The organism is Catenulispora sp. EB89 (assembly GCF_041261445.1).
Taxonomy (GTDB): Bacteria; Actinomycetota; Actinomycetes; order Streptomycetales; family Catenulisporaceae; genus Catenulispora.
The window spans coordinates 62,356-87,676 of record NZ_JBGCCU010000014.1; the positions used below are offsets into that span (position 1 = coordinate 62,356).

Annotated in this window: 28 protein-coding genes; 18 read left to right on the top strand and 10 right to left on the bottom strand. The window is 71.1% G+C overall.

Annotated elements, in window-relative coordinates; all coding sequences use genetic code 11:
• Positions 1 to 6: 6 nt before the first annotated feature.
• The 3 genes from ABH920_RS27435 to ABH920_RS27445 are packed head-to-tail and all read left to right on the top strand — an operon-like array spanning position 7 to position 3,865.
• The gene (locus tag ABH920_RS27435; RefSeq protein WP_370352026.1) at positions 7 to 1,875 is read left to right on the top strand and encodes a sugar ABC transporter ATP-binding protein; all 1,869 of its coding nucleotides are present in this window, start codon (positions 7 to 9) and stop codon (positions 1,873 to 1,875) included.
• On the top strand, positions 1,872 to 2,843 hold the full coding sequence (locus ABH920_RS27440; RefSeq protein ID WP_370352027.1) for an ABC transporter permease: 972 nt from the start codon (positions 1,872 to 1,874) through the stop codon (positions 2,841 to 2,843). The genes ABH920_RS27435 and ABH920_RS27440 overlap by 4 nt, the downstream gene beginning before the upstream one ends.
• Positions 2,840 to 3,865 (top strand): ABC transporter permease, encoded by a 1,026-nt coding sequence (locus ABH920_RS27445; RefSeq protein WP_370352028.1) that lies wholly within the window; start codon positions 2,840 to 2,842, stop codon positions 3,863 to 3,865. Before ABH920_RS27440 ends, ABH920_RS27445 begins: the two co-directional genes overlap by 4 nt.
• Before the next feature lie 134 nt (positions 3,866 to 3,999).
• On the opposite strand, the gene ABH920_RS27450 is transcribed toward ABH920_RS27445, so the two are convergent.
• Positions 4,000 to 5,055, bottom strand: a complete 1,056-nt coding sequence (locus ABH920_RS27450; RefSeq protein WP_370352029.1) for a LacI family DNA-binding transcriptional regulator — start codon at positions 5,053 to 5,055, stop codon at positions 4,000 to 4,002.
• A 124-nt stretch (positions 5,056 to 5,179) separates the two neighbouring features.
• Here ABH920_RS27450 and ABH920_RS27455 point away from each other — a divergent pair, with 124 nt between their 5' ends.
• Positions 5,180 to 6,271, top strand: coding sequence for an aldose epimerase family protein (locus tag ABH920_RS27455; protein ID WP_370352030.1), 1,092 nt, complete (start codon positions 5,180 to 5,182; stop codon positions 6,269 to 6,271).
• Here the strand turns inward: ABH920_RS27455 and rpmF are convergent.
• The 4 genes from rpmF to rpsN form a co-directional block, all read right to left on the bottom strand.
• Positions 6,247 to 6,411: a 50S ribosomal protein L32 gene (rpmF, locus tag ABH920_RS27460; RefSeq protein WP_370352031.1), complete on the bottom strand. Its 165-nt coding sequence runs from the start codon at positions 6,409 to 6,411 to the stop codon at positions 6,247 to 6,249. The two genes, ABH920_RS27455 and rpmF, sit on opposite strands and share 25 nt — an antisense overlap.
• Positions 6,412 to 6,463: 52 nt before the next feature.
• Positions 6,464 to 6,721, bottom strand: coding sequence for a 30S ribosomal protein S18 (rpsR, locus tag ABH920_RS27465; RefSeq protein WP_370352032.1), 258 nt, complete (start codon positions 6,719 to 6,721; stop codon positions 6,464 to 6,466).
• Positions 6,722 to 6,743: 22 nt separating this feature from the next.
• Positions 6,744 to 7,880, bottom strand: coding sequence for a GTP-binding protein (locus ABH920_RS27470; RefSeq protein ID WP_370352033.1), 1,137 nt, complete (start codon positions 7,878 to 7,880; stop codon positions 6,744 to 6,746).
• 61 nt (positions 7,881 to 7,941) lie between these two features.
• Positions 7,942 to 8,247 carry a 30S ribosomal protein S14 gene (rpsN, locus tag ABH920_RS27475; protein ID WP_370352034.1) on the bottom strand — a complete coding sequence of 102 codons (306 nt, stop codon included), beginning with the start codon at positions 8,245 to 8,247 and terminating at the stop codon, positions 7,942 to 7,944.
• A 170-nt stretch (positions 8,248 to 8,417) separates the two neighbouring features.
• Between rpsN and ABH920_RS27480 the strand changes: the two genes are divergently transcribed.
• A complete protein-coding gene (locus ABH920_RS27480; RefSeq protein ID WP_370352035.1) occupies positions 8,418 to 8,675 on the top strand; it encodes a type B 50S ribosomal protein L31 in 258 nt (85 codons plus the stop codon).
• Between the two features lie 166 nt (positions 8,676 to 8,841).
• Positions 8,842 to 9,618: a hypothetical protein gene (locus ABH920_RS27485; RefSeq protein ID WP_370352036.1), complete on the top strand. Its 777-nt coding sequence runs from the start codon at positions 8,842 to 8,844 to the stop codon at positions 9,616 to 9,618.
• Positions 9,619 to 9,690: 72 nt separating this feature from the next.
• On the opposite strand, the gene ABH920_RS27490 is transcribed toward ABH920_RS27485, so the two are convergent.
• Positions 9,691 to 10,254, bottom strand: a complete 564-nt coding sequence (locus ABH920_RS27490; RefSeq protein ID WP_370352037.1) for a TetR/AcrR family transcriptional regulator — start codon at positions 10,252 to 10,254, stop codon at positions 9,691 to 9,693.
• Positions 10,255 to 10,374: 120 nt separating this feature from the next.
• Here ABH920_RS27490 and ABH920_RS27495 point away from each other — a divergent pair, with 120 nt between their 5' ends.
• The 3 genes from ABH920_RS27495 (at position 10,375) to ABH920_RS27505 (ending at position 12,785) form a co-directional block, all read left to right on the top strand.
• Entirely contained in the window at positions 10,375 to 10,920 is a 546-nt protein-coding gene (locus ABH920_RS27495; protein WP_370352038.1) for a carbonic anhydrase, read from the top strand.
• An 84-nt stretch (positions 10,921 to 11,004) separates the two neighbouring features.
• A complete protein-coding gene (locus ABH920_RS27500) occupies positions 11,005 to 11,631 on the top strand; it encodes a GNAT family N-acetyltransferase (RefSeq protein WP_370352039.1) in 627 nt (208 codons plus the stop codon).
• A gap of 113 nt (positions 11,632 to 11,744) precedes the next feature.
• On the top strand, positions 11,745 to 12,785 hold the full coding sequence (locus ABH920_RS27505; protein WP_370352040.1) for a cation diffusion facilitator family transporter: 1,041 nt from the start codon (positions 11,745 to 11,747) through the stop codon (positions 12,783 to 12,785).
• Positions 12,786 to 13,030: 245 nt separating this feature from the next.
• Here the strand turns inward: ABH920_RS27505 and ABH920_RS27510 are convergent, their stop codons facing one another.
• The gene (locus ABH920_RS27510; RefSeq protein WP_370352041.1) at positions 13,031 to 13,459 is read right to left on the bottom strand and encodes a thioredoxin family protein; all 429 of its coding nucleotides are present in this window, start codon (positions 13,457 to 13,459) and stop codon (positions 13,031 to 13,033) included.
• Positions 13,460 to 13,556: 97 nt separating this feature from the next.
• On the opposite strand from ABH920_RS27510, the gene ABH920_RS27515 reads away from it, so the two are divergent.
• From ABH920_RS27515 to ABH920_RS27525, 3 genes are all read left to right on the top strand, one after another.
• On the top strand, positions 13,557 to 14,000 hold the full coding sequence (locus ABH920_RS27515) for a DUF4395 domain-containing protein (protein ID WP_370352042.1): 444 nt from the start codon (positions 13,557 to 13,559) through the stop codon (positions 13,998 to 14,000).
• Between the two features lie 110 nt (positions 14,001 to 14,110).
• Positions 14,111 to 14,557 (top strand): hypothetical protein, encoded by a 447-nt coding sequence (locus ABH920_RS27520; RefSeq protein ID WP_370352043.1) that lies wholly within the window; start codon positions 14,111 to 14,113, stop codon positions 14,555 to 14,557.
• Between the two features lie 82 nt (positions 14,558 to 14,639).
• Positions 14,640 to 15,401: a DUF4118 domain-containing protein gene (locus tag ABH920_RS27525; protein WP_370352044.1), complete on the top strand. Its 762-nt coding sequence runs from the start codon at positions 14,640 to 14,642 to the stop codon at positions 15,399 to 15,401.
• An 88-nt stretch (positions 15,402 to 15,489) separates the two neighbouring features.
• Here ABH920_RS27525 and ABH920_RS27530 read toward each other — a convergent pair whose 3' ends face one another.
• The gene (locus tag ABH920_RS27530; RefSeq protein ID WP_370352045.1) at positions 15,490 to 16,092 is read right to left on the bottom strand and encodes a TetR/AcrR family transcriptional regulator; all 603 of its coding nucleotides are present in this window, start codon (positions 16,090 to 16,092) and stop codon (positions 15,490 to 15,492) included.
• A 111-nt stretch (positions 16,093 to 16,203) separates the two neighbouring features.
• Between ABH920_RS27530 and ABH920_RS27535 the strand changes: the two genes are divergently transcribed.
• Positions 16,204 to 17,724 carry a long-chain fatty acid--CoA ligase gene (locus ABH920_RS27535; protein WP_370352046.1) on the top strand — a complete coding sequence of 507 codons (1,521 nt, stop codon included), beginning with the start codon at positions 16,204 to 16,206 and terminating at the stop codon, positions 17,722 to 17,724.
• A complete protein-coding gene (locus ABH920_RS27540) occupies positions 17,721 to 19,400 on the top strand; it encodes an MFS transporter (protein WP_370352047.1) in 1,680 nt (559 codons plus the stop codon). Before ABH920_RS27535 ends, ABH920_RS27540 begins: the two co-directional genes overlap by 4 nt.
• A gap of 165 nt (positions 19,401 to 19,565) precedes the next feature.
• On the opposite strand, the gene ABH920_RS27545 is transcribed toward ABH920_RS27540, so the two are convergent.
• Positions 19,566 to 20,993 carry a hypothetical protein gene (locus ABH920_RS27545; RefSeq protein ID WP_370352048.1) on the bottom strand — a complete coding sequence of 476 codons (1,428 nt, stop codon included), beginning with the start codon at positions 20,991 to 20,993 and terminating at the stop codon, positions 19,566 to 19,568.
• A 295-nt stretch (positions 20,994 to 21,288) separates the two neighbouring features.
• On the opposite strand from ABH920_RS27545, the gene ABH920_RS27550 reads away from it, so the two are divergent.
• The 4 genes from ABH920_RS27550 to ABH920_RS27565 all read left to right on the top strand — a co-directional run bounded on the left by ABH920_RS27550 (position 21,289) and on the right by ABH920_RS27565 (position 24,241).
• Complete coding sequence (locus tag ABH920_RS27550) at positions 21,289 to 22,941, top strand: phage tail sheath family protein (protein WP_370352049.1); 1,653 nt, start codon at positions 21,289 to 21,291, stop codon at positions 22,939 to 22,941.
• 129 nt (positions 22,942 to 23,070) lie between these two features.
• Positions 23,071 to 23,514, top strand: coding sequence for a phage tail protein (locus ABH920_RS27555; protein ID WP_370352050.1), 444 nt, complete (start codon positions 23,071 to 23,073; stop codon positions 23,512 to 23,514).
• Entirely contained in the window at positions 23,514 to 24,089 is a 576-nt protein-coding gene (locus ABH920_RS27560; protein ID WP_370352051.1) for a hypothetical protein, read from the top strand. The genes ABH920_RS27555 and ABH920_RS27560 overlap by 1 nt, the downstream gene beginning before the upstream one ends.
• Entirely contained in the window at positions 24,086 to 24,241 is a 156-nt protein-coding gene (locus ABH920_RS27565) for a DUF6760 family protein (RefSeq protein WP_370352052.1), read from the top strand. Before ABH920_RS27560 ends, ABH920_RS27565 begins: the two co-directional genes overlap by 4 nt.
• Before the next feature lie 489 nt (positions 24,242 to 24,730).
• Here the strand turns inward: ABH920_RS27565 and ABH920_RS27570 are convergent, their stop codons facing one another.
• Positions 24,731 to 24,871 (bottom strand): hypothetical protein, encoded by a 141-nt coding sequence (locus tag ABH920_RS27570; RefSeq protein ID WP_370352053.1) that lies wholly within the window; start codon positions 24,869 to 24,871, stop codon positions 24,731 to 24,733.
• Positions 24,872 to 25,321 lie beyond the last annotated feature (450 nt).

A 25,321-nucleotide genomic window follows, 5' to 3' on the forward strand; every position in this document is an offset into this window, starting at 1 on the left:
GGAACCGTGCCGTCGAGGCCGGATGAACCAGACCCCTCCGGGCCGCCGGAGGCAGGAGCGCCCACGGGCGCTCCTGCCGCGTTGCAGGCGCGCGAGGTGGCCAAGAGTTTCGGCGGCGTGCACGCGCTGCGCGGCGCGGACCTGCTGGTCCGCCCCGGCGAGGTGCACGCCCTGATGGGGGAGAACGGCGCGGGCAAGTCCACGCTGATCAAGCTGCTCACCGGCGTCTACCGCCCGGACGACGGCGTCATCACGCTGCACGGGCAGGAGCGGTCATTCCGCACGCCCCTGGAGGCGCAGGCCGCCGGCATCTCGACGATCTACCAGGAAGTGAACCTGGTACCGATGATGTCGGTGGCCCGGAACCTGTTCCTGGGCCGCGAACCGCGCCGCCGGGGCCTGGTCGACCTGCGCGCGATGAACCGGATGGCCGCCGAGATCCTGGTGCGCTACGGGGTCCACGTGGACGTGACCGCGCCGGTGCACACGCTGGGCCTGGGCGCCCGGCAGATGGTGGCGCTGGCCCGGGCGGTGCGCACCGACGCGCGGGTGGTGATCATGGACGAGCCGACGTCGAGCCTGGAACCGCGCGAGGTCCAGACCCTGTTCGGGGTGATCAGGACACTGCGGGAGCAGGGCGCGGCGGTGGTGTTCGTCAGCCACCGGCTGGACGAGCTGTACGAAATCTGCGACCGGGTCACGGTGCTGCGCGACGGCCGCACGGTGCACAGCGGGCCGATGGCCGGGCTCCCGCGCACGGAGCTGGTCGCGCTGATGCTGGGCCGTGCGTTGCTGGCCGCGCACGACGGCCGGGTGACGGCGTTCGCGCCGGACAAGGCGCAGCGGCGGCCGGCGCCTGATGACGCGGCGCTGGGGGACCTGCTGCCGGCGGCGCGGCGGGGGCGGGAGCGGGGACGCGGTTCAGGGTGGGGGCGCGGCCGGGACCGTCAGGCGGGCGGCCCCGGCGGCTCCGATTCGCATGCCGCGGTCGATGCCGGCATGGAGTTCGGGGCGCGGGCTGCTGCGGCCGCGGCAGCCGAGGCTGCGGGCTTGGAGGTTGCGGCTCGCGATGGTGCGGGTGCCGGTGCTTCGGGCTCGGGCTCGGGTGCTGCGGGTCACCCCGCACTCAGTATCAGCGGCCTGACCGACCGCCACCGGCTGCGCGACGTCAGCCTGGACGTCGCCCCTGGCGAGGTCGTCGGCCTCGGCGGTCTGCTGGGCGCGGGCCGCAGCGAGACCGCGCAGGCGGTGATCGGCGCGCATCCCGCCGCCGGCGCGGTTTCCGTCGACGGCAAGCTGATCCGGCGCCGCAGTCCGCAGGCCGCCGTGCGGGCCGGGATCGCGATGCTCGCTGAGGACCGCAAGGCCGAGGGGGTCATCCCGGGCCTGTCCGTGCGGGAGAACATCGTGCTGGCTGCGCTTCCACGCCTGTCACGTGCCGGGATCGTTTCCACCGGGCGGCAGGACCGGATCGTCGAGTTCTTCATGAAGCGCCTGCGGATCAAGGCCTCCAGCCCCGAGCAGAAGGTCCAGGATCTCTCCGGCGGCAACCAGCAGAAGGTGCTGCTGGCCCGCTGGATGTGCCTGAATCCCCGCGTCCTGCTCCTCGATGAGCCGACGCGCGGCATCGACGTCGGCGCCAAGGCCGAGGTCCAGACCATCATCGACCAGCTGGCGGCCGAGGGGGTCGGCGTGCTGCTGATCTCCTCCGAACTCGACGAGCTGATCGAGGGGTCCGACCGGGTCGTGGTCCTGCACACCGGATCGGTCGCGGCACGGCTGGACGGCGAGGAGGTCACGGCGCCGAACCTGATGCGCGCCCTGGCCGGGGAGGCCTCTGGCACTGAGCAGTCCGATGAGGAGGGAGCCCCGTGACCGCCGCCGTGATCGAGCCGGCCGACGGCGCCGGCGCGCGCGAACGGATCCTGGACCTGGCGCAGCGCTACGGCGTCTACGCCGCGCTGGCCGTCCTGATCGCCGTCGCCACCGCGCTCGACAGCGACTTCATGTCCGTCTCCAACTGGCGCGTGCAGCTGTTCCAGGCCGCGCCGATCGTGCTCGTCGCGCTCGGGATGGCGCTGGTGATCGGCACCGAGGGCGTGGACCTGTCGGTCGGGGCGACGATCGCGCTGGCCGCGTCGATCATCCCGCTCTACATCGGCTACGGCCCGGTGCCGGCGATCGCTCTGGCGCTGCTGCTCGGTGCGGCGGCGGGCCTCGTCGGCGGCGCGATGGTGGCGTTCGCCGGGGTGCAGCCGATCGTGGCGACGCTGTCGCTGATGATCGGGCTGCGCGGGGTCGCCGAGCTGATGAACGGCGCCGCCGCCAAGCCCGTGGCCGACGCCACGATCCTCGACCTCGGCGAGCGCAACCTGGCCGGGGTGCCGCTGATGGCGTGGATCGCGCTGGCCGCGACCGGGGTCGTGGCGTACACCGTGCGGCGCACCACCTTCGGCCGCCAGCTGGTGGCGATCGGCGACAACAAGCGCGCCAGCCTGCTGGCCGGGCTGCCGGTGCGGCGGGTGCTGGTGACCGTGTACGTGCTGTCCGGGGTGCTGGCCGCGCTGGCCGGCGTGCTGATCGTCGGGCACGGGGCCGAGGCCGATCCGGCGAATCAGGGGTTGAACATGGAACTGAGCGCGATCACCGCCGTGGTGGTCGGCGGCACGCCGCTGTCCGGCGGCCGGGTGCGGGTGCTCGGCACGGTGGCCGGGGCGCTGTTCATGCAGCTGGCCTCGGCGGTGCTGATCCAGCACAACGCGCCGACCTCCACCACGCAGATCGTCGAGGCCGTGCTGATCTGCCTGGCCGTCTACGTGTCCAGGGAACGGGGGACGCGATGAGCGTGCGGACGTCGGAGACCGCGGCGCCGCTGCCGGCTCCGCCGCCGCGGCGCGCCGGCCGCGACGGCCTGCTGGAGACGCCGCGCGAGCGCTGGATCCGGCGCGCGGAGCGGCGCGGGCCGCTGGTGGTGCTGGTGGCGGTGTGCGCGGCGGCGACGGCGGCCTCGCCGTCGGACGCCTCGTGGTCGGACGTGAGCACCATCCTGGGCAACAACGCCTTCGTGTGGTTGCTGGCGCTGGGGATGACGTTCGTCATCACCACCGGCGGCATCGACCTGTCGGTGGGGTCGCTGTACGCGCTCGGCGGGGTGCTGGCGGCGCGAGCTTCGTCGAGCGGGCCGTGGCTGGCCATCCTGCTGCCGCTGGTGGTGTGCGCGGCGTGGGGCGCGGTGCAGGGGCTGCTGGTGGCGTACGGCGGGATGGCGCCCTTCATCGTCACGCTGGCCGGGCTGCTCGGCGCGCGCGGGCTGCTGCAGGCGCTGACGAATCAGGGCTCGACGACGTACCTGGTCCCGGCACACTCCTGGTTCCGGCACCTGGGCGCGGGCACGTGGGTCCCGGTGGGGATCGTGGCGGTGCTGTTCGCACTCGGCTGGATCCTGATGGAGCGCACCGGCTACGGCGCGACCCTGACCGCGATCGGCGGCAACCAGGACTCCGCGGTCCTGCTGGGCCTGCCGGTGGCGCGCGCGAAAGTCCTGGTCTACCTGCTGTCCGGCACCCTCGCCGGCGCGGCGGGAGCGCTGGCCGGCGCGCGCCTGGGCTCCGGCGTGACCACGATCGGCGTCGGCTACGAACTGACCGCGATCGCCGCCGTGGTGATCGGCGGCACCCTGCTGACCGGCGGCTACGGCACGATCGGCGGCACCGTCTGCGGCGTCCTGCTGCTGGCGGTGATCCACCACCTGATCGACCGCTACCTGTCCCAGTACGGCTCGGCGATGACGGACGCGGTCAACGGCGCGTTCCTGGCCGTGGTGGTGCTGGCGCAGGCGCTGCTCGAGCGCTCGCGCCGGCAATGACCGAGGCGGGGGAGGAGGCGACGGCGAGGTCGGGGGCCGCCGGCTGCCGCGCCGACTCGCCGGGTGGAGCGTGCCCGGCGACGAGTGCCGGCCCGCATGGCATAAGCCTGAGCCGGCAGACCAACCAGCGAGCCTCACTCCCCGCTGCTCTCCCGCACCACCAACCGATGCCCCGGCTGAATCAGCCGCCCCGGCTCCGCGTACCCCTCCGCGATCCGCAGCAGCAGCGCGTCCACCGCCGCCTCGGCGATGCCGGTCTTGTCCGGCGCCACCGTGGTCAGCGAGGGGATCGCGTACTCCGCCTCCTCCACGTCGTCGAAGCCGACCAGTGCGATGTCCTGCGGCACCCGCAGTCCGGCCTCGTGGATCGCGCGCAGGGCTCCGAGGGCCATCAGGTCGTTGAAGCAGAACACGGCGTCCGGCCGCTCCGGGAGCTTCAGCAGGCGTCGCATCGCCGCCGCGCCGTCGGGGCGGAAGTAGGCGCGGACCGGTGGGCACAGCGCCGGTTCGGCGGGCAGGCCTGCCGCCGCCAGCGCTTGGCGGTAGCCGGCCATGCGCTGCTGGGCGGTGGCGCGGGGGCTCGGGTCCTGCCAGCCGATGGCGGCGATGCGGCGGCGGCCCGCGGCGATCAGGTGGTCCACCGCCTCGCGGGCGGCGGTGACGTTGTCGATGTGCACGTGGTCGCAGACCAGGCCCAGGTCCGCCTCGCCGAGCAGGACCAGGGGGATCTGGCGTTCGCGCGCCGCCAGTTCGTGCTGGTCCAGGCCCAGGGGGCTGAGGATCACGCCGTCGATCATCGGGTCGCCCAGGCCGCTGGCGATGCGCAGTTCGGCGCGGGGGTCGCCGGCGGTGTCGTCCATCAGGACCGTGCAGCCGTGGCGGCGGGCCGCGGCGATCACCTCGACGGCCAGTTCCGCGAAGTACGGCGAGGGCAGTTCGGGGAACGCCAGGGCGATCACGCCGCTGCGGCCGGTGCGCAGCCGGCGGGCCGCCATGTTGGGGTGGTAGCCCAGGGCGTCGATCGCGGCCTGGACCTTGGCCCGGGTGTCGGCGGCGACGTGCACCGTGCCGTTGACCACGTTGGACACCGTCTTCACCGACACGCCGGCGGCCTCGGCGACGTCCTTCAGCCGCGGCGCGGAACCGGCGCCGTTCGGGCCGTCCGCCGGCCCGCCTATCGCCCCATCCATGGTCGCCTCAACGCTCCGTCCGCCTGATGTGATCTGATGTCAGTGTTCCAACGTTAGAATAGCTCATTTCCTGACAATCGTCACAAACTTCTGATTCCCCTGAACCGCGCCGAGGAGCAGCCCCTTGCGATCTCCAGCCCTCCGACCATTCGGCACTCTGTCCGACGGCACACCGGTCGACGACTGGCGGCTGACCGACTCCTCCGGCGCCCGCGCCACGATCCTCGCCTATGGCGCGACCTTGCAGGAAATCAGTGTCCCGGACCGGGACGGCCGGATGGCCAACGTCGTGCTGGGTTTCACCGACCTGTCCGACTATGTCGAGCGCAGCGCCTACTTCGGCTGCGTCGTCGGACGTTACGCCAACCGCATCGCCGGCGGCACTTTCCCGCTGGACGGCCGCGAGATCCGCCTGCCGCTCAACGACGGCCCACGCCCCAACACCCTGCACGGCGGCACCCCCGGCTTCGGCTCCCGCCTGTGGAGCGCCCCGGACGGCGTGACCGATGTCGAGAACGGCACGTCCGTGACCCTGACCCGCATCAGCCCCGATGGCGAGGAAGGCTTCCCGGGCGAGGTCACCGTCAGCGTCCGCTACACCCTCGCCGCCGGCCGCCTCACCCTGGACTACCGCGCCGAGACGACCGCCCCCACGGTCCTGAACCTGTCCAACCACGCCCGCTTCAACCTGGCCGGCGAAGGCGTCGGCACGGTCCTGGAGCACGAACTCACCGTCGCCGCCGACGGCTTCCTCCCGGTCGACGCCGCCCTGATCCCCCTCGACGGCGCCGCCCCGGTGGCCGGCACCCCCTTCGACTTCCGCACCCCGACCCCGGTCGGCGCGCGTCTGTCGGACCCGCACCCGCAGCTCACCCTTGTCGGCGGCTACGACCACTGCTTCGTGCTGCGCGGCGGCCGCACCGCCGACCCGCGCCCGGTCCTCACCCTCCACGACCCGGCCGGCGGCCGCACCATGCGCGTCGCGACCACCGAGCCGGGCCTCCAGCTCTACCTGTCCTCCGAACTCGACGGCACCCTGACCGGCCCCGGCGGACGCCCCTACCAGCGCTACGGCGGCATCGTGCTGGAGACCCAGCACTTCCCCGACTCACCCCACCGCCCCGACTACCCCTCGACCCTGCTGCTGCCGGGCCGGGTCTTCACCTCGACGACGGTCCTGGAGTTCGGCGTTCAGGGCTCGAGCACGCCGCGCTGATACGCCGCGACGAGCCGGCGGGGCACGCGCAGCGCGACCCCGTCGACCGTGATCGGCACCAGCTCGACCGGCGCGGCCTTCCACTGGGCCCGCCGGTGCCGGGTCCGGCTCCGGGACTTCTTGCGCTTGGGGACGGCCATGGTGGCTCCTGTCTGTAGTGATCGTGGATAGCGACAAATCAGGCGGCGTGGATCACCGTCCGCCCTTGAACGAGCTCGACGCATACGGCAGCAGCGCCATCTCCCGCGCGTTCTTCACCGCACGCGCCATCGCGTGCTGCTGCCGCACCGTCAGCCCGGTCACGCGGCGGCTGCGGATCTTGCCGCGGTCGGAGATGAACATCCGCAGCAGGTCGGTGTCCTTGTAGTCGATGTGTTCCAGCCGGGCGATCAGCGCCTTGTCGAGGCGCTTCTTCTTGCGCGGTTTGCCGGTGGGGGAGAGGCGTGGCATCAGGGTTCTTCCTTCCAAGTGTTCAGGCAACGGGGTTGAGGAGTTCCTCGAAAGCGTCGGGCAGCAGTCGCCAGGCGGATTCGCCCGCCGCGATCTCGTCGTCGGTGAGCAGGCAGCCGTCGAGGATCTCGGTGATCGCCTCGACGTCGAGCCCCGGAGAGGTGAAGGAGAGCAGCTGCATGCGATCGCCGTAGTGCGGATCCCACTCCATCGCGGCGGCGGCCCGGCGCTCCGGCGGGAACTCCTCCCACTCCTCGTCCGACAGCGCGGCCAGCCACGGCCCGCAGTCGCCGACGCTCAGGCTCGCACCGGCCGCGTCCCACGCCAGCAGCGCGCCGGGCCGGTTGGCCAGCCAGAACCGGCCGCGGCTGCGCTCGGCTACCGGCACCAGCTGCTTCAGCGCCTCGTACAGCCGCCCCGGGTGCAGCGGACGGCGCCGATGCCATAGCAGCGTGTGGACGCCGTCGTCCTCACCCTGCGTCGGCAGCAGTGCCAGCGCCGGATCGACGCGCTGCGCCGCCTCCTCGACGTCGAAGCCGGCCAGCGCCGCCGGGATCAGCTGCCGGGTCGCCAGCGTCAGGGCCCGCGCGGTCGGGTTCAGCCGGCGCAGCATGGCCAGGCCGGTGCGCAGCTCGCGCTCGTCGGAGTCCGTGCCCCGGTGCGGGTCGTAGCCGACGGCCAGCACGTTCGCGTACTCAATCTGGTGCGCCAGCGTCTCGGCGACGGAGCCGTCGTCCTCGGGGTTGGTGTGCAGGTTGTGGTCGGCCAGCGCGTCGTCGCACCGCAGATCGGCGAGGACGCGCAGCGGATCGATGGCTGCGACCACGCCGACGACCTTCACGTACTCGTCCATGTTGCTCTGGCCGGTGCCGTCGATGTTGACCGGCACGACCGCCCCGGCGATCGTCTCGACCAGCGGCTCCGGATCGCTGCCGTCCCACAGGTCGACGATCGCCAGCCGGTTCCGGCCGGCCACGGACAGCCGCACCAGCTGCGGCAGCAGCTCCTCCCGCAGCGCGCAGCACGGGCAGCCCTCGGACATGCCGTGGTACAGCACCGCGGACTCCGGGTAGCGGGACAGCTCGCGCACCGCCCTGCGCCGTTGCTTCCGGTGCAGGCCGGTCACGACCACCACGGGCAGCAGACTCGCGACGGACACGGTGGTTCCTCTTTCGTTCTGGGCTGTCGGGTGGATCGGGCGATCAGGTACCGGTCGCCGACTACCAGCTGGACTTGCGGACGCCGGGAAGGTGTCCGGCGTGGGCATGCGTGCGCAGGTTGATGCGCGACAGGCCGAAGGCGCCGACGTAGCCGCGCGGCCGGCCGTCCACCGAGTCGCGGTTGCGCACCCGCGTGGCGCTGGCGTCGCGCGGCTGGCGCTGCAACTCCGCGATGGCGGCCGCGCGCGCCTCGTCCGAGGTGCGTGGGGACTTGATCAGCCGCTTGAGCTCGGTGCGGCGCTCGGCGTACCGGGCCACCACGTCGCGCCGCTTGTCGTTCTTGGCGACCTTCGAGGACTTGGCCATCAGAACGGAGGTCCTTTCCAAAGAGGGGTTGCTTCGAAGCGCCACCCTAGATGAAAATGAAAACGGTTGCCAATAAGCTCGCGGAATAACCCGGCGCGGATCGCGTTGAACACCGCGGGCCCGATCGTTCATCGCACTGTCAACCCCGCGAAGAGCGCAGGAGGAACACCATGAAGCCCGGAATCCACCCCGAATACCACGCCGTCGTCTTCCGCGACCAGGCCGCGAACTACGCCTTCCTCACCCGGTCCACCGCCACGAGCGCGCAAACCGTGCAGTGGGAGGACGGCAAGACCTACCCGGTCATCGACGTCGAGGTCTCCTCGGCCAGCCACCCCTTCTACACCGGCAACAGCCGCGTCGTGGACACCGCCGGACGGGTCGAGCGCTTCAACCGGCGCTACCAGCGCCCCACCTCCGGGGACTGAGGCCGGTTCGGGCCGGCTCCGAACCGAACCGGCCCGCCACCCGTGTCATGCAGGCAGCCTCGCACTCCTTAGAATCCCGTTGAGGAATCGGAGCACCCGAAGTCGGGGTCGCGTATAACGATCCTGGTTTGTCTCCCGCTGCGGCGGGCTCGGGTGAAGGGATGCCATGGAGGAGAAGCGGACGATCCCGCTGCCGGCGGATCCGCTCAACGCGAGGCGCAAGCGCACGATCGCGATCGCCGCGGGAGCAGTTGTCGCCGTGGCGGTGGGCGTGGTGTCGGTGGTCGCGGTGGCCGGCGGTTCGGCCCCGCACAAGCCCACCGTCGGCGTGGCGGCGGCCGCCGAGAGCTCGTCGCCGTACGCCACTGATGCCGGAGGCGGCTACTCGCAGCAGCCGTCGTTCACCTGGTCCGCGCGGGCCGGGCTGCCGCCGGGGTCGCCGACCTCCAAGCCGTCGTCGCCGGCCGCGCCGCCGCCATCGTCGCCGTCGACGTCGATTGCCGCGCCGCCGCCCACCGGCCCGGTCGGCAATCCGGTGCAGTCGACCTCGGCCGCCGCGCCGCCTCCGTCCACGGTGACGAAGAGCGCCGCGCCGCCGAAGACCTCGGCGCCGCCCCCGCCTCCGACGTCGAAGGCCCCGACGACGTACGCGATCAGCGGGACCGTCTCCTGCGTGTCCGGGCACTCGGTCGAGGGGGTCTGGGTGCAGGCCGCCCAAGGCTCCGGGTACTCGCCGTGGCAGGGCATCGGCAACGGATCGACGTCGCGCTACTGGTACACGCTGCCCTCGACGATGTCCTTCTCCCTGCACGTCGGCTGCGGCGGTACGACGGCCTCCTGGGGCGTCGCGCTCACCACGGCGCAGGCTCCCGGCCCGGTCGCCAACTTCACCTGCCACGACGTCTCCGGACAGGCCGAATACGGGACCTGCGACCTGCAATAGCCGGCGGCAGCCGCTGTTGTGATCGGTCCGGTGCCTCCTTGGCGCCGTGCCGCCGTGCCGCCCTACAGCCCCTCAGCCGTCGAGCCGCAGCAGGTCGCGCCCGGCACGGATCACCGTGTCCCGCACCTGCTGCGGATCGTCGAGTTCGGCGGCTGACAACGCGCCGTCGTGCAGCAGCACCAGCACGCGTCCGGCGTACTCCGGATCCGGATGCCCGGCGCGCTCGGCGAGCCGCGTCACCGTGTCCTGGAACCAGGCGCGGTGCTCGGCCACGGCCACCCGGATCGGGTCCTCGGGGTCCGGGTACTCGGCCGAGGCGTTGATGAAGTGGCAGCCGCGGAAGCCCGCCGAGCACGTGACCTCGCCGATCAGCTCCAGCAGCGCGGCGGCGCTCTCCTGCGGGGTCCCCTTGTCCAGCGCCTCGGCGACCGCGGCGCGCAGCTCGTCGTCGGTGGCCCGCAGGTAGGCCTCGACCAGGTTCTCCTTGGCCGGGAAGTGCCGGTAGAAGGTCGCCCTGGTGACGTTGGCCTCGGTGACGAGCCGGTCGACCGGCACGGTGTGGATGCCCTCGGTGTAGAAGAGCTTCCGCGCCGTCTCCAGCAGGCGGTCTCTGGGGCTCTGGGCGGAGTTCGGCATATCTCGATGGTAGTGGAAGGAACGTTCTGTTGACTTCGCTCGGCGGCGTCTCCTAGAGTCGGAGCAGAGGGAGAATGAACGTTCCTTCTGTGTGAGCAGCCATCGAGAGGACCCGACTCCATGTCGTCCCGCTTCACCACGTACCTCGAGCGCAACCAGGCCTTCGCCGCCACCGACGCCAAGCTCCGCATCCCGGAGATCCCGTTCATCCCCTTCCGGCAGGTGTACCTGCTGACCTGTGTCGACCCGCGGGTCGAGCCGGCGGCGATCGCCGGGGTGGGGTTGGGGGAGGCGATCGTGGCCCGCAACATCGGCGGCCGCGTCACCGAGTCCGCGATCAACGACCTGGCCTGGGTCTGCCACCTGCACGAGAACAAGACCCCGGACGCCGACTGGTTCGAGGTCGCGATCCTGCACCACACCGACTGCGGCTCCGGCCTGCTGGCCGATCCGGAGCTGCGGCGCACCTTCGCCGAACGCGGCGGGTACGACGAGCAGGCCGCCGCCGCGATGGCCGTGCTCGACCCGGCCGAGACCGTGCGGCACGACGTCGAGGCACTGCGGCGCGCGCCGGTGCTGGCGCCGAGCATCGGCAAGCTCAAGATCGGCGGGTACGCCTACGACCTCAAGACCGGCGTGATCACCACCGTGGTGGCGCCGGAGTGACCTGACCGGTCGGGAACCAGTGACTCCGTCGGCTCTCCTCGGTAAGGTTCAATCATCACAAGGAATCATTACGGGGAGGGCCGCATGACCGCCGATCTGATGCACCGTTGGGCCGAGGGCTGGAGCGTGTCCCGCGGTACTGAAGCGCCGGTCCCGACGCCGTGGGGGCTGCGGATCGAGGTCGGTGCCGACAACCAGCTGCGCCGCCATCTGCTGCTCGATCCCCAGGAGCAGGGCGTGCGCGAACTGGTCGCCGCCATCGACGAGCCGCTGACGTGGCTCAAGAGCCACGTGGAGCCCGCCGAGCTGGCGCCCTGGCTGCCGGCCGGCTGGACCGAGGACGAGCCGGGCTGGCTGATGGCGGTCGATGTGGCGCCGGCGGCCGTCGCGGTCCCGGACGGCTACCGGCTCACCTCCGAGTCGAAGGACGGCACGACCTTTGTGCGGATCCTGACATCCGACGGCGCACTCGCGGCGCGCGGGCAGTACGGCTACGTCGGGGACCACGGCGCCGTCGACCAGATCTCGACCGAACCCGACCACCGGCGCCGCGGCCTGGGCTCGGTCGTGATGAACGCGTTGGCCAACAAGGCCTACGAGCTGGGCGCCTCGACCAGCGTGCTGGGCGCGACGACCGAGGGCCGGGCGTTGTACGAGTCGCTGGGCTGGAAGGTGCACGCGCCTTTGGCGGGGTTCATCTACAAGCGGTAGGCCGTGGTCCGCGGTGACATGGAAACCGATGTCGTTGCCATCTTTGCGTCCATACGCAAATGTGCGATTCACTTCGGGTGTCACCTTCAGGATCCCGGCCCGGTGGGAGCAGAGTGTCTGAGCATGAGCACGACCACGACGAGCGTGGCGGCCACGGCGACGATGGCGGCCACGGCGGCCACGCCGGCCACAGCCACGGCGTGGCCGTCGACGCCGACCGCCGCTGGCTGCTGATCGGCCTGGCGCTGATCCTCGGCTTCATGTCGGTCGAGGTGGTCATCGGCGTGCTCGCGCACTCCCTGGCCCTGCTCTCCGACGCCGCGCACATGCTCACCGACGCCGCCTCGATCCTGCTCGCGCTGTTCGCGATGCGGCTGGCCGCGCGGCCCGCGCGTGGCGGCTACACCTTCGGGCTCAAGCGCGCTGAGATCCTGTCCGCGCAGGCCAACGGCGTGACGCTGCTGGTGCTGTCCGCGGTGCTGGCGTTCGAGGCGGTGCGGCGGCTGATCAGCCCGCCGGACGTGACCGGCGGCCTGGTGCTGGCCACCGCGCTGGTCGGGGTGGCGGTGAACATCGCGGCGGCGTGGTCGATCTCCAAGGCCAACCGCACCTCGTTGAACGTCGAGGGCGCGTTCCAGCACATCCTGACCGACCTGTACGGCTTCATCGCCACCGCGATCGCCGGGCTGGTGGTGGTGCTGACCGGCTTCGCCCGCGCCGACGCGATCGCCACGCTCGTCGTCGTGGCGCTGATGCTCAAGGCCGGGCTCGGGCTGGTGACGGCGGCCGGGCGGATCTTCCTGGAGGCCGCGCCGGCCGGCGTCGACCCGGACGCCGTGGGGGATCAGATGGCGGCCGTCGAGCAGGTGATAGAGGTCCACGACCTGCACATCTGGGAGATCACCTCGGGGCAGGCGGCGCTGAGCGCGCACGTGCTGGTGGTGCCCGGCGGGGACTGCCACAACGTGCGGCGGGTGCTGCAACAGCAGCTGCAGGACGCGCACGGGATCAGCCACGCCACGCTGCAGGTCGACCATCTCGGGGACGTCGAGGGCGACGTGCTGCAGATCGCGCACAGCGTGCCGGCCAACGGTTCCGGGCACTGCGAGGACACGCACGGTCCGGTGCACCGGACCGGTCCGCACGATCACTGACCGGCCGGCCGGCGATCTGCCGGCCACGGATCTGCCTGCCAGCCACCGGTCTGCCCGCCAGCTACCGACCTGTCTGCCCGGCTACGGATCTGCCTGCCGGCCACCGATCTGACCGCTGGCTACCGGTCTGACCGCTGGCTACCGGTCGGCTTGCCGGCTACCGATCTGACCGCCGGCCACCGGTCTGCCTGTCGGCTACCGATCTGACCGCCGGCTACTGACTGCTCTGCCTACCGGCCTACCGCCTACTGATCCGCCCCGACCAACGCCCCGACAGCCGCCGCGAGCTCAGCCCGCCGCGGCGGCCCCGAGACCCGGTGCGTGATCCGGCCCGCGCCGTCGAGCAGCAGCACGGTCGGCGTCCGCAGCACGGTGAGCCGGCGGGCCAGATCCAGCCGTTCCTCGGCGTCGATGTCGAGGAACGCCACAGCGTGCCGCTCGGCGAGCTCGGTCAGGACGCGCCGGGTCGGACCGCAGTACTGGCAGACCCTCGAGGAGAACTGGACCAGCGTCGCCCGCGGATCCAGCTCGATGCCGAGGTCCGTGGCCGTGAGCTGTTCCGTGCCCGCCGTCGGGGCCGCCTTCACGGCGCCGTCGGTCCGTCTGCGCCACAGCCCGAAGGCCGAGGCCGCCGCCAGCACGCCCACCGCCGCCAGCACTCCGGTGACATCCATGCAGGACACAGTGACGCCGTCTCGCGGGTTATTCCCCCCTTGTCCGGTGCGTGAGACACCTATCGTCTCACCGGAATCCCCGACCTACCTTTGCCGCATGACGGAAACGCAGGTCACACCGCCCGCGGGCATCGATGTCCGGGGCCCGAGGTTCGGCGCGACGGTGACCACCGCCGTGCTCGTCGTGGTGCTCGCGACCGGCAGCGGATGGCTGCTGGCGGCGCAGGCGCTGGTCTTCGCGATCGGCGCCTTCGCCGGACTGCGGCGCGCGCCCTACGGTCTGCTGTTCGCCCGCCTGGTCCGTCCGCGCCTCGGGCCCCCGACCGCGTTCGAGGACGAGGCGCCGCCGCGGTTCGCGCAGGGCGTGGGCGTGGTGTTCGCGGTCGTCGGTGTCATCGGCTACCTGGCCGGAGTGCCGGCGCTGGGCATCGCCGCCACCGCGTTGGCGCTGGCCGCGGCGTTCCTCAACGCGGCGTTCGGTTACTGCCTGGGGTGCGAGATGTACCTGATGCTGGTGCGGCTGCGGGGACGAACCACCTGAGTTCGATGCTAGGGTCCTGACCTAAAGTCAGCGGCCTGGCTCGTCTATACGGCCGCTGACAACGGGCGTCTCGTGGAGAACGAGCCAGGTTGAACTGTGGGGGTTGGTCCATGTCCACTCGTCCTCGTATACCCGCGCTGGCCGGTGCCGTGTGCGCCGCGCTGCTGCTCGCCGGGTGCTCGAGTTCGGGCACGGTCGGTGCGGGCGGGTCGGCGAGCGGTGGCGTGGCGGGTCTCACCGGCGGGACGTCCGGCGGCACCGGGGGGACTTCCAGCGGGCCCGACGCCGGCTGCACGTCGGCGATGCTGGCGATTCAGAGCGCTGAGCGGGCCCAGACCAACACCAACCTCCAGGCCGCGGTCAGCGCCGCGAACACCTCGATCGGCCAACTGCGGGCCGCCGCCGCCACCACCCAGAAGCCCGGCGGGAAGGACGCGATGAACAAGGTCGCCGACGACCTGCAGTCGATCGTGAGCCAGGCGGCGGCCGGGCACCAGCCCGACACCTCGGAGGCGCTGCGCGACGCCCAGATCGTCGCGAGCATCTGCGGGATGTGAGCCGCCCCGCCGGTCGAAAGCCTCATTGAACGCACACGCGATGCAAACAGCCGGACGCCCCGAACCGGGGTATTCGTGGGGTATGAGGATTTTCGACCGGGTGCACCGCGACCGCTGGGCCGGGACGGCCGCCGTGCTCCTGCCCCTGGCGGTCGCGACGGTCTTCCTGCCCTGGCGGGCCTCGCTGGCGAACTCCGCGATGGCGCTGCTGCTCGTGGTGGTCGTCGTCGCGGTCGCCGCCAACGGCCACCGGGTGGCCGGCATCGTCGCGGCGGCGTCGGCCGCGCTGTGGTTCGACTTCTTCTGGACCATGCCCTACGAGCGGCTGAGCATCACGCACGGCACCGACATCCAGACCACCGTCCTGCTCCTGGCGGTCGGCGCGGCGGTGAGCGAACTCGCGGCGCGCGCCCGACGGGCCCGCCGCACCGTCGTCTACGACACCGCGTACCTGGCCGAACTGCGCTCCACCTCGCGGCTCGTCGCGGACCAGCACCAGTCTCCGGAAGTGGTCGAGCATGTGCGGGCCCAACTCGTGATGCTGCTCGGCCTGCGCGCGGCGCGCTTCGAACCCGGCCGCATCCTCGGCCATCCGCCGCGCCTCACCGATGACGGCACGCTTATCTGGAACGGCAAGCCCTGGAACATCGAGGGCTACGGATTCCCCGACGCGGACGTCGAACTGCTGGCCCGCTCCGGCGGCCGCACCCTCGGCCGCTTCATGCTGACCCCGCAGCCCGGCACGACCCCGTCGCCGGCCGCCCGGCAGGTCGCTGCGATGCTCGCGGCGCAGGTCGGGGTGGTGCTCGCCCGCGATGCGGGGCGGGTGCCGGCGGACGCCTGAGCGTGCTGATCTGTCACTTGGCGATACTGCTGACTTGGCGATATTGCTGGCTTGGCGATAGTGCTGCCGACGTCAGCCTGCCGCCGCCTCAGGCGACCCGGACGCCGTCCAGGAACAAGCCGACCATCTGCTTCCCCAGCTCCCGGCGCGTCAACGGCCCCTCCGCGTGGAACCAGCGGTGGATCTGCACCACGCTGCTCAGGAACGTGTTCGTGATGACGCTGGCCGCCACGTCGGCCCGGAACACCCCGGCCTTCTGACCCTCCTCGACCAGGTCCTGGAACAGGTGCTGGTAGCGGCGGCGCTCGGCGCGCACGGCCGCGGCGTGCTCGCCGGCCACCAGGTGCATCGAGCGGGCCCAGACCGTCAGCGGCTCGGCGTGGTCGTCCATGTGCGCGAACAGGTCCGTGACCGCGCGGGACAGCCGGACGTCGGCCGGGCCGTCGGCGGCGGCGATCGCCTCCAGGCGCTGGGTCTGTTCGGCGAGCAGTTCTCGGTAGATGCTGGTGAGCAGCTCCTCCTTGGAGCTGAACCAGTGGTACAACGCGCCCTTGGTGACCTGCGCGGCCTCCACGATCTGGCGGGTGGTCGTGGCCTCGTAGCCCTGGCGGCCGAACAGGTTCGTGGCGGCGGCGACGATCCGCTCCCGGGCCTGCCCGCGCTGCACCTTCGTCCGGTCCTGCTCAGTCATGTCGCTCCTCGTCAGGCTCCTGATCGGACCCATTGACAGCACGGGATTCAAGACGATACTAAGGCGAAACATACCGGGCGGTCGGTCTGTGACCGGGAAGTGAGAGCGCCGATGACCTTCAACCTCGCGACGATCCTCCGCGAGTCGCGGCACGCCTGTCCGGGCAAGCCGCTGTGCCACAGCAAAGACCGGACCCTCACCTACGAGCAGGCCGACGAGGACTCCGGCCGAGTGGCCGCCGCCCTGCTCGCGCTCGGTCTGGAACGCGGGGACCGGGTCGCGGTGCAGCTGCCGAACCTGCCGGAGTTCCTGCTGTGCTACTTCGGCATTCTCAAGGCCGGGCTGATCATGGTGCCGCTGAACCCGCTGCTCAAGGGCCGCGAGATCGCGTACCACCTGCAGGATTCGGGATCGAGGATCCTGGTGGCCTGTGCTCCGTTGGCCGCCGAGGCGGTCGCCGGGGCCGAGGAGGCCGGCGGAGTCCCGGTCTACGTCGTGGGGGTGCCCGGATTCGACGAGACGCCGGCCGGCACGCACCCCTTCGCCGAACTCGTTAACGCCACCGACACCGGCGACATCGCGCCGACCGACGCCGACGACACCGCCGTGGTCCTCTACACCAGCGGCACCACTGGCAAGCCGAAGGGCGCCGAGCTGACGCACTTCCAGCTCTTCATGAACTGCACCGTCTCCGGCGAGCTGTTCGGCATCCGCGACGACGACGTGATCCTCGCGGTCCTCCCGCTCTTCCACGTGTTCGGCCTGTCCAGCGTCCTGAACGTCGCGGTCCGCTTCGGGAGCACGATGGCGCTGGTGCCGCGCTTCGAGACCACGCCGGTGCTGGAGATGATGGAGAAGCACCGCTGCACGATCTTCTCCGGCGTCCCCACGATGTTCTTCGCGCTCCTGCACGCCGACACCTCCGAGCACGACCTGTCGGCGCTGCGCGTCGGCTGCTCCGGCGGCGCCGCGATCCCCGGCGAGGTGATCCGGGCCTTCGAGGAGAAGTTCCCCGGCGTGGTGATCCTGGAGGGCTACGGCCTGTCGGAGTCGGCGAGCACCACGACCTTCAACATCAGCGCCGAACAGCGCAGGGTCGGCTCCATCGGCAAGCCGGTCTGGGGCATCGAAACGCGCGTGGTCGACGACGCGGACCGCACGCTGCCGCCGGGGCCCGAGCACGTCGGCGAGATCGTCATCCGCGGCCACAACATGATGAAGGGCTACTGGAACAACCCCGAGGCCACCGCCGAGGTGGTCCGCGACGGCTGGTTCCACACCGGGGACCTCGGCTACGCCGACGAGGACGGCTACTTCTACATCGTCGACCGGAAGAAAGACCTGGTCATCCGCGGCGGGTTCAACGTCTACCCGCGCGAGGTCGAGGAGGTCCTGTACACGCATCCGGCGGTCGCCGAGGCCGCGGTCATCGGACGCGCGGACGAACGGCTGGGGGAGGAGGTGGTGGCGTACGTCGCGCTCAAGGCCGGAGCGCAGGCGGACGAGCAGGACGTCATAGCGTTCTGCAAAGACCGGATGGCGGCCTACAAGTACCCGCGTGAAGTGAAGTTTCTCAGTGCCCTGCCGACAGGGCCGACCGGCAAGATCCTGAAGAAGGAGTTGCGGACGTGAGTTCTTCGAGCATCGCAGTGGACGCAGGTCCTGGCGTCCTGAACCGCCTCTGGCGCCGAGACCTGGCGGCCTACCCGGAGTCCGCACGCCGCTACGCCTATCTGGGCATCGTCGTGCTGACCACCATCGTCCTGTACTACCTCCTCTACATCCAGTACGCGGTCGCGACGTCGATCATCACCCGCTACCACATGACCTTCACCTACTTCATCTGGATGTCGGTCATCGGCAACGCCGTCGGCGCGGCCTCCTCGCTGCTCGCGGGCCTGGCCGACCGCTGGGGCCGGGCCAACCTGGTGGTCTACGGGCTCCTGGTGGCCGGCATCCTGGTGCTGATCCTGCCCAGCACGTCGAGCAAGGGCGAGTTCCTGGCCCTGTTCGCCGCGCTGTTCTTCGTCGAGGGCATCATCCTGGTCGCCACCCCGGCGCTGATCCGCGACTTCTCGCCGCAGCTGGGCCGGGCCACCGCGATGGGCTTCTGGGCGATCGGACCGGTGGTCGGCAGCCTGGTGGTGACCACCGTGACCAGCCACACCCTGGGCAGCTCGACCTGGCAGGACGAACTCCACTACTCGGGGATCAGCTCCCTGATCGTGTTCGTGCTGGCGCTGTTCGCGCTGCGCGAGCTCTCGCCCCGGCTGCGCGACCAGATCATGGTCAGCATGCGCGACCGCGCGCTGGTCGAGGCGCGGGCCCGGGGCATCGACCCGGAGGAGGCGCTGGCCGGGCACTGGCGGCAGATGCTGCGGCCGGGCATCGCCGGCCCGGCGTTCGCGGTCAGCGTGTACCTGCTGCTGTACTACGCGCTGGTCGGCAACCTGGTCATCTACTTCTCCTCGGTCTACGGCTACAGCGAGCAGCGCGCCAACGCGGTCGCGAACTGGTACTGGGGCGCGAACGCGGTCTCCCTGGTGGTGGCCGGGGTGATCTCGGACAAGCTCAAGGTCCGCAAACCCCTGATGATCGTGGGCTGTGTCGGCACCATCACCACCACGACTGTCTTCGCGCTGCTGGCCACACACGCGCACACCGGCTACTACACCTTCGCCGTGCTGTTCTTGATCGGCGGCGCGCTGGCCGGGGTGACCTACGCGCCGTGGATGGCGGCGTTCACCGAGACCGTCGAGGAGAAGAACCCGGCGGCCACGGCGACCGGCCTGGCGGTCTGGGGCTGGATCCTGCGTGTGGTGGTCGCGGTGTCGGCGGCGTTCGTGCCGGTGGTGGTGACCTCGGTGACGCCGATCGTGGACCACGGCGCCGAGGTGGCCGCCGCGCAGGCGAAGGCCGGACCGGCGCTGGCGATCATCGACGCGCACCCGGCGATCTTCGCCGAGCTGGCCAAGTACCCGCCGAACCCGGCCGCGATCCCGCCGGCCGTGCTCGGGCAGGCGGTGGCCCAGGTCGGGCTGGCGAACCTGCAGACGGTGCAGGCGGCGCAGCCGGACATCGCGATCCTGCAGGCCCATGGCGCGTCCGTCGCCAAGGCGGTCAAGGACGGGCCCAAGCAGTGGCAGACCTGGTGGTGGGTGGCGTTGGCCGGGCAGATCTTGTTCCTGCCCTTCGCAGCCACCATGCGGGGCCGGTGGAGTCCGCGCAAGGCGCGGGAGGACGCGGAAGCGCACGAGCAGGCGGTCGCGGCGGAGTTGGCGAAGTTGCAGGAGGCGCCGGCTTCGTGAGGTGAGCGCGGGCTGATTGTCGCTGACCGCGATGATCGTGCCCTGATACGACGCGGCCCGCCGTCACGCACTGCGTGACGGCGGGCCGTCGGTTGTCGCCTCGAATCAGAGGCCGAATCAGGCGCCGAATCAGGCGCCGAATCAGGCGCCGAATCAGACGCCGAATCAGACCCCGAACAGCCAGAACCACTGGCTCTGGTCCGACGTGTTGCACGGCGCCATCGAGAGCCACTGCTGGTTGCCCTTGCCGGCCAGGCAGGTCCCGGTCTGCTTGTTCTTCAGCACCCCGTAGTTGGTGTTGCCGGGGATGGCGGTCACAGTCCACAGCTGGAAGGGCGCCGTCAGGTGCGCCTGGAGGCCGGGCACAGCGTTGAAGTCGTCGGAGATGTCGACATCGGTGGCGTTGCTGGGGTCCACCTGGAGGACCTTCGTGCCGGCGGTCGCCGGTTTGTCGTTGGACTGGATGACCGTGGTGCCGTCGGAATAGGTCCACACGGTCCAGGTCTGCGCGAGGGAATGGTTCGTCGGCCAGAGGTCCACCTGCTGGCCGTCGTTGAACTTGTCCTCGTTCAGGTCGACCGAGGCGTTGGCCGCGTAGTTCAGGATGTTGGTCGTCTTCTGCTGTGTCGGCGGCGCGGGCTTGGACGGAGCCGGGGGAGCAGCGGGCTTGGAGCTGGAGGCCGGGGCCGGCGGGGCGGCGGGGCTCGAGGTGGATGCCGGTGGGGCCGAGCTGGGCGTCGACTTCGGCGGCGGGGTCGGCGACGGGCTGCTGGGCGGCGCTGATGGTGTCGGCTGGATGACGATCACCTGCGGCCCGGTCGCAGCGGCCGGCTGGGGTGACGCCTGTGCGCTGGAGGCGAAGGAGGGGTGGATCCCGAACCAGAGTGCCAGGATGGCTGCTGCGGCGCCGGCGAAGATCATCACAAGTCGTTGGAGCCAGCGGGGCAGGAGTGCCGATTGTAGGTAGGTGCCTTGCAGGCTGACGGGCTGGCCCAGCCCCGATGGGGTGATGGTGATGTTGTATTGGTGCCGGGCTTTGACGCCGAACCACAGCAGTCGTCCGGGTCGGACGGCGAATTTGCTGAATTGTGCGCGTCCGGGTTGGAGTCGTAGTGCTGGGGTGCGGATGTCGATGCGCAGGTTGGTGTTGTTGGAGGTGGTGGCGACGGCGGCGCTGGTGGCGATGTTGCTGTAGTTGTCGACGGCCAGTTTGACGCGGCCGCGGTGCCAGCCGCGGGTGGTGGCCGGGACGAGTTCGGCGCGGAGGTCGGCGAATTCTGCGACGCGCAGGATGCCTTCGATGGCGAAGGTGTTTTCGCGGTCTTCGCGTGGGGTGACTTTCACCGCGTACGGCTGTGGCCCGGCTTGGGCTTCGGAGCTGCGGGGCGGCGTGAAGGTGAGTTGTGCGGTGCCGGTGGTGCCGGGGTACAGGCGCAGCGTCTGTGGTTCGACGACGGCCCATTGTCCGGGGTCCCCGGTGGCCTGCAGGTGGTACTCCTCGACGATGTCGCCGGTGTTCCGCACGGTGATCGCCACCGTCGCCTCGCCACCGGGCTCGACATCCGCCGTCACCGGGTTCACATCAACCCACACGATCCGCTGCTCCCTGCGTTCCTTGCCGGCGTGCGCCCGCGCCGACTGCTCGGCCGGGCCTGCCCGGACACCTTACGGGCCGGTCAGAGGCTTTCGACCACGGCTTGGGGATTCCCGGACCAATCCCGGACTCAGGGGTCTACCGGCCCCGCCCGTACGGGCAGAACCGAGTGCACCTGTGTCCGTCCCTGTGGACCTGTCGAGGGGGCGCCGACATCGGTCAGTGTGGCGGCTGAACTTTTTTGCCCGAGTACGGGTTTCGCACCCGAGTACGGTTTTCGAGGAGACATCGACCATGCCGACATATCTGTCGCCGGGCGTCTACGTGGAAGAGGTCGCCAGCGGCTCGCGGCCGATCGAGGGCGTGGGCACCTCGGTCGCGGCCTTTGTCGGCCTCGCGCCGCGAGGGGCCCTGAACGCGCCGACGCTGGTCACCAACTGGTCCCAGTACGTCGCCGAGTTCGGCGAGTTCACCGAGGGCTACTACCTGGCCCATTCGGTGTACGGGTTCTTCAACAACGGCGGGACGACGGCCTACGTGGTCCGCGTCGGCGGTGTCGAGGGCGGCCTGGCCGGCCCGGGCGCCGTGGACGGGGGCAACGGCCGGGCCGTCAGCTCCGGCCACCGGGGCGTCGTGACCGGCGCCGAGCGCCAGGCCCTCACCGCCGGCGAGCCGGTCGCGCTGGGCGGCTTCAAGGTCACCGCGCAGCCCGGCGCCGCCGGCCAGGTCACGGTCGAGGTCACGGACGTGCCGGCCGGCGAGGGCGGCGGCGACAAGGGCGGCGACGCGGCGGACCGCTTCCGGCTGCTGGTCAAGGTCGACGACAAGGTCGCAGAGACCTTCGACGTGTCGGCGAACAAGAAGGCCGGCCGGTCGTACGTCACCACCCAGGTGCGCGAGCGTTCGAAGCTCATCATCGTCGAGGAGGCCGGTTCCGGGACCCTGGCCCGGCCGGACAACCAGAGCGTGGCGGTGCCGGTCTCGGCCGCGTCCGCGGGTGGCAGCGCTGCCGGCGGCGACGCGCCGTCGTCGGCCCCGGTGTCCACCGGCTCCTACATCGGCGACTCCGCCGACCGCACCGGCTTCGGCGGCCTGGAGGCCATCGACGAGATCACCATGGTCGCGGTCCCGGACCTGATGTCCGCCTACCAGCAGGGCACGATCTCCGAGGAGGAGGTCAAGGCGGTCCAGACGGCGCTGATCGGGCACTGCGAGCTGATGGGCGACCGGGTCGCGATCATCGACCCGCTGCCGAACCTCAACGCCCAGCAGATCCGCACCTGGCGCCAGACCGGAGCCGGCTACGACTCGCACTACGCGGCGATGTACTACCCCTGGATCCGGGTCTTCGACCCGGCCGTCGGCAAGTCGATCGCGGTCCCGCCCAGCGGCCACATGGCCGGCGTCTGGGCCCGCAGCGACGCCGAGCGCGGCGTGCACAAGGCCCCGGCCAACGAGATCGTGCGCGGCGCGGTGGACCTGGAGCTGCAGATCACCAAGGGCGAGCAGGACCTGCTCAACCCGATCGGCGTGAACTGCATCCGCGCCTTCCCCGGCCGCGGCATCCGCATCTGGGGCGCCCGCACCCTGTCCTCGGACCCGGCGTGGCGCTACCTGAACGTGCGCCGCTACTTCAACTACCTGGAGGAGTCGATCCTCAGCGGGACGCAGTGGGTGGTCTTCGAGCCGAACGACCAGGCCCTGTGGGCGCGCGTGCGCCGCAACATCTCGGCGTTCCTGGTGAACGAATGGCGCGGCGGCGCGCTGTTCGGCTCCCGCGCCGAGGACTCGTTCTACGTCAAGTGCGACGAGGAGACCAACCCCCCGGAGTCGGTGGACGTCGGCCGGGTGATCTGCGAGATCGGCATCGCCCCGGTGAAGCCCGCCGAGTTCGTGGTGTTCCGCCTCGCGCAGATCTCCGGCGGCGGCAGCGAACTGGAGGAGTAGGCGAGCCCCGCGCTCCGGCCGGTTCGCCAGAACTCGCATGCGGCCGGGGCGCGCGGCCTGCCTTCCCTCCCACAATCTTCGACCCCTTATTCACCGCGGTAAGCGCACACTTAAAGGAATCGGATCACCATGGGTTTGATGAACGGCGACTCCGCCGCCGCGCACAATTTCGCCCTCCAGATCGACGGCGTGCAGGTCGAGTACCTGGCCGAGGTCGGCGCGCTCCAGCTGGAGCAGGACGTGATCAAGCACGTGCAGAACAACCCGCAGGGCAAGCCGATCGTCCGGATGATGCCGGGCATCTCCCAGGGCGGCACCGTGTCGGTGACCCGCGGCCAGACCCAGAGCTCGTCCTTCACGAACTGGATCAACGAGTCGCTGGCCGGGAACATGGGCTCGGCGCGCAAGAACGCGACGATCATCTACATGGACTACATGAACAACCCGATCAAGCGCTACGACCTGCGCAACGCGTGGTGCTGCAAGGTCGAGACGGCCGGCACCAAGGCCGGCGAGGCCCAGGTGCTGACCGAGCAGGTCACGATCACCTTCGAAGAACTGGTCATCGCCTGATGAAGCGCTCGCTCCCGGGGGCCGCGACGGCGGCCCCGGCGGTGCCGGCGCAGGCCGCCGCGGTTTCCGGGGCGGTTTCGGGCGCGGTGCCCGGGGTCGTGGACGGCGGCGGGACGGCGGTCGCGGTGGCCGAGGGTGGCTTTGCGGCTGCTGCCGCCCCTGGCTCTGCTCCCGTTTCCGCCTCTGCTCCCGCCCGCGTCGACACCCTCCGCACGGAATTCGACTTCGAACTCCCGCGCGGCTACGTCGACGACGCCGGCACGGTCCACCGCCGCGGCACCATGCGCCTGTCCACGGCCCGCGACGAACTCGTCCCGCTGCGCGACGTCCGCGTCCGCGAGAACCCGGCGTACCTGTCGGTGGTCCTCCTCGGCCGCGTGATCACCCGCCTGGGCACCCTGCCGATGGTCCACGACGGCATCGTCGAGAACATGTTCGCCTCCGACCTGGCATTCCTCCAGGACTTCTACGAGCAGATCAACGCCGAAGGCCACACCCTGGCCTCGGTGACGTGCCCGAACTGCGCGGAGGACTTCGAGATCGACCTCGGCGGGAGCCGCCTGGGGGAATCGTGACGTACGCGGCCGACCAGCTCCGCGACGAGGTCGCGTACGTCGCCTACCACTTCCACTGGGCCCTGGACCAGATCCTCGACCTGGAGCACGGCGACCGGCGCGACTTCGTGACCGGCATCGCCGGCCTCAACGCGCGCGCTTCGGAGGGGTGAGGGGATGGGGATCTTCTCGCGGCGGGGGCGGGATGCGGCTGATGCCGATACCGCTGGCGGTGCCAGTACCGACGCCGGTTCTGATGCCGGTTCCGATGCAGGGGTGGTCGGCCCGATGGCCGACGTGAGCGCTGTTGCCGCGGGCGCAAGCGCGGCGGGCGCAAGCGCAGCATCGGCTGACTCGTCAGGTGACGTGTCGGGTTCCACGGCTTCAGCGGTCTCGTCGGTCGGAGCAGCGGTGCAGCGACGCGAGTGGGCAGCGGTCCCGACGATGCGCGGCGTCAGCCGCTCCGCCGCGGGCGGCGTGTCGGAGTTGAACTTCGGTGCGCGCCTGGCGACGTGGCAGAACCCTTCGTTCCAACGCGAGCCGCGCCGCCAGGTCCGTACGGACGCGCCGACCGGCCGCGTGGTCGCGCGCTCGATCGCGCGCAGCGGCACTCCGGCGTCGCTCGAACTCCCGGCGCTGAACCTGCCGCTGACGACGCCGGTTCAGCGCAGCGCGGAGGCGTCCGAGTCCGTGGCGATGCCTGCCGCGCCGTTGCAGTCGCTGCCGACACCGACGCCGACGCCGGTCGTACGCCAGTCGACGATCCGCAGCTCCGCGCAGCCCGTCGCACGCCCGAACCCCACGCGTACAGCCCGCCCCCGCCTGACGGAGGCGGCAGTCACGCCCCGCGTGCGACCGTTGGCGCCGATCCAGCGGGCCACGTCGCCTTCGGCCCCGCCTGCGCCACAGCCTAAGACGCCCCCCGAGACGCCGGTGGCCCAGCCTTCAGCCGCCTCAACACCGCCAGCGACTCAGCGCTCGCAATCGGGGCCGTCTGCGAACACGCGCGGCGGCATCGGCGACCCGTCGACGGTCCAGCGTGCCTCTGCGCCCGACGCGTCGCATGCCCAGCGCCCCGACTCAGCCTCGGCCGACTTCACCCTGCCCACGGTCCAACGCGCCGTCCCGTCGACCCCCCAAGCCATGCCGATCCGTGCCGTCCACCGGCGCGCGGCCTCGACGCCACCGCCTACCTCCGCACCGGACTCGCCAGCCACCGCGCCTTCGCCCACGAAGTCCCCCTCCACTCCGCC

Coding starts and splice junctions, on each gene's coding strand:
- ABH920_RS27445 (WP_370352028.1), top strand. CDS start 2,840: ATGAGCGTGCGGACGTCGGAGACCGCGGCGCCGCTGCCGGCTCCGCCG.
- ABH920_RS27450 (WP_370352029.1), bottom strand. CDS start 5,055: ATGGATGGGGCGATAGGCGGGCCGGCGGACGGCCCGAACGGCGCCGGT.
- rpmF (WP_370352031.1), bottom strand. CDS start 6,411: ATGGCCGTCCCCAAGCGCAAGAAGTCCCGGAGCCGGACCCGGCACCGG.
- rpsR (WP_370352032.1), bottom strand. CDS start 6,721: ATGCCACGCCTCTCCCCCACCGGCAAACCGCGCAAGAAGAAGCGCCTC.
- rpsN (WP_370352034.1), bottom strand. CDS start 8,247: ATGGCCAAGTCCTCGAAGGTCGCCAAGAACGACAAGCGGCGCGACGTG.
- ABH920_RS27480 (WP_370352035.1), top strand. CDS start 8,418: ATGAAGCCCGGAATCCACCCCGAATACCACGCCGTCGTCTTCCGCGAC.
- ABH920_RS27485 (WP_370352036.1), top strand. CDS start 8,842: ATGGAGGAGAAGCGGACGATCCCGCTGCCGGCGGATCCGCTCAACGCG.
- ABH920_RS27490 (WP_370352037.1), bottom strand. CDS start 10,254: ATGCCGAACTCCGCCCAGAGCCCCAGAGACCGCCTGCTGGAGACGGCG.
- ABH920_RS27495 (WP_370352038.1), top strand. CDS start 10,375: ATGTCGTCCCGCTTCACCACGTACCTCGAGCGCAACCAGGCCTTCGCC.
- ABH920_RS27500 (WP_370352039.1), top strand. CDS start 11,005: ATGACCGCCGATCTGATGCACCGTTGGGCCGAGGGCTGGAGCGTGTCC.
- ABH920_RS27510 (WP_370352041.1), bottom strand. CDS start 13,459: ATGGATGTCACCGGAGTGCTGGCGGCGGTGGGCGTGCTGGCGGCGGCC.
- ABH920_RS27515 (WP_370352042.1), top strand. CDS start 13,557: ATGACGGAAACGCAGGTCACACCGCCCGCGGGCATCGATGTCCGGGGC.
- ABH920_RS27520 (WP_370352043.1), top strand. CDS start 14,111: ATGTCCACTCGTCCTCGTATACCCGCGCTGGCCGGTGCCGTGTGCGCC.
- ABH920_RS27525 (WP_370352044.1), top strand. CDS start 14,640: ATGAGGATTTTCGACCGGGTGCACCGCGACCGCTGGGCCGGGACGGCC.
- ABH920_RS27530 (WP_370352045.1), bottom strand. CDS start 16,092: ATGACTGAGCAGGACCGGACGAAGGTGCAGCGCGGGCAGGCCCGGGAG.
- ABH920_RS27535 (WP_370352046.1), top strand. CDS start 16,204: ATGACCTTCAACCTCGCGACGATCCTCCGCGAGTCGCGGCACGCCTGT.
- ABH920_RS27550 (WP_370352049.1), top strand. CDS start 21,289: ATGCCGACATATCTGTCGCCGGGCGTCTACGTGGAAGAGGTCGCCAGC.
- ABH920_RS27555 (WP_370352050.1), top strand. CDS start 23,071: ATGGGTTTGATGAACGGCGACTCCGCCGCCGCGCACAATTTCGCCCTC.
- ABH920_RS27560 (WP_370352051.1), top strand. CDS start 23,514: ATGAAGCGCTCGCTCCCGGGGGCCGCGACGGCGGCCCCGGCGGTGCCG.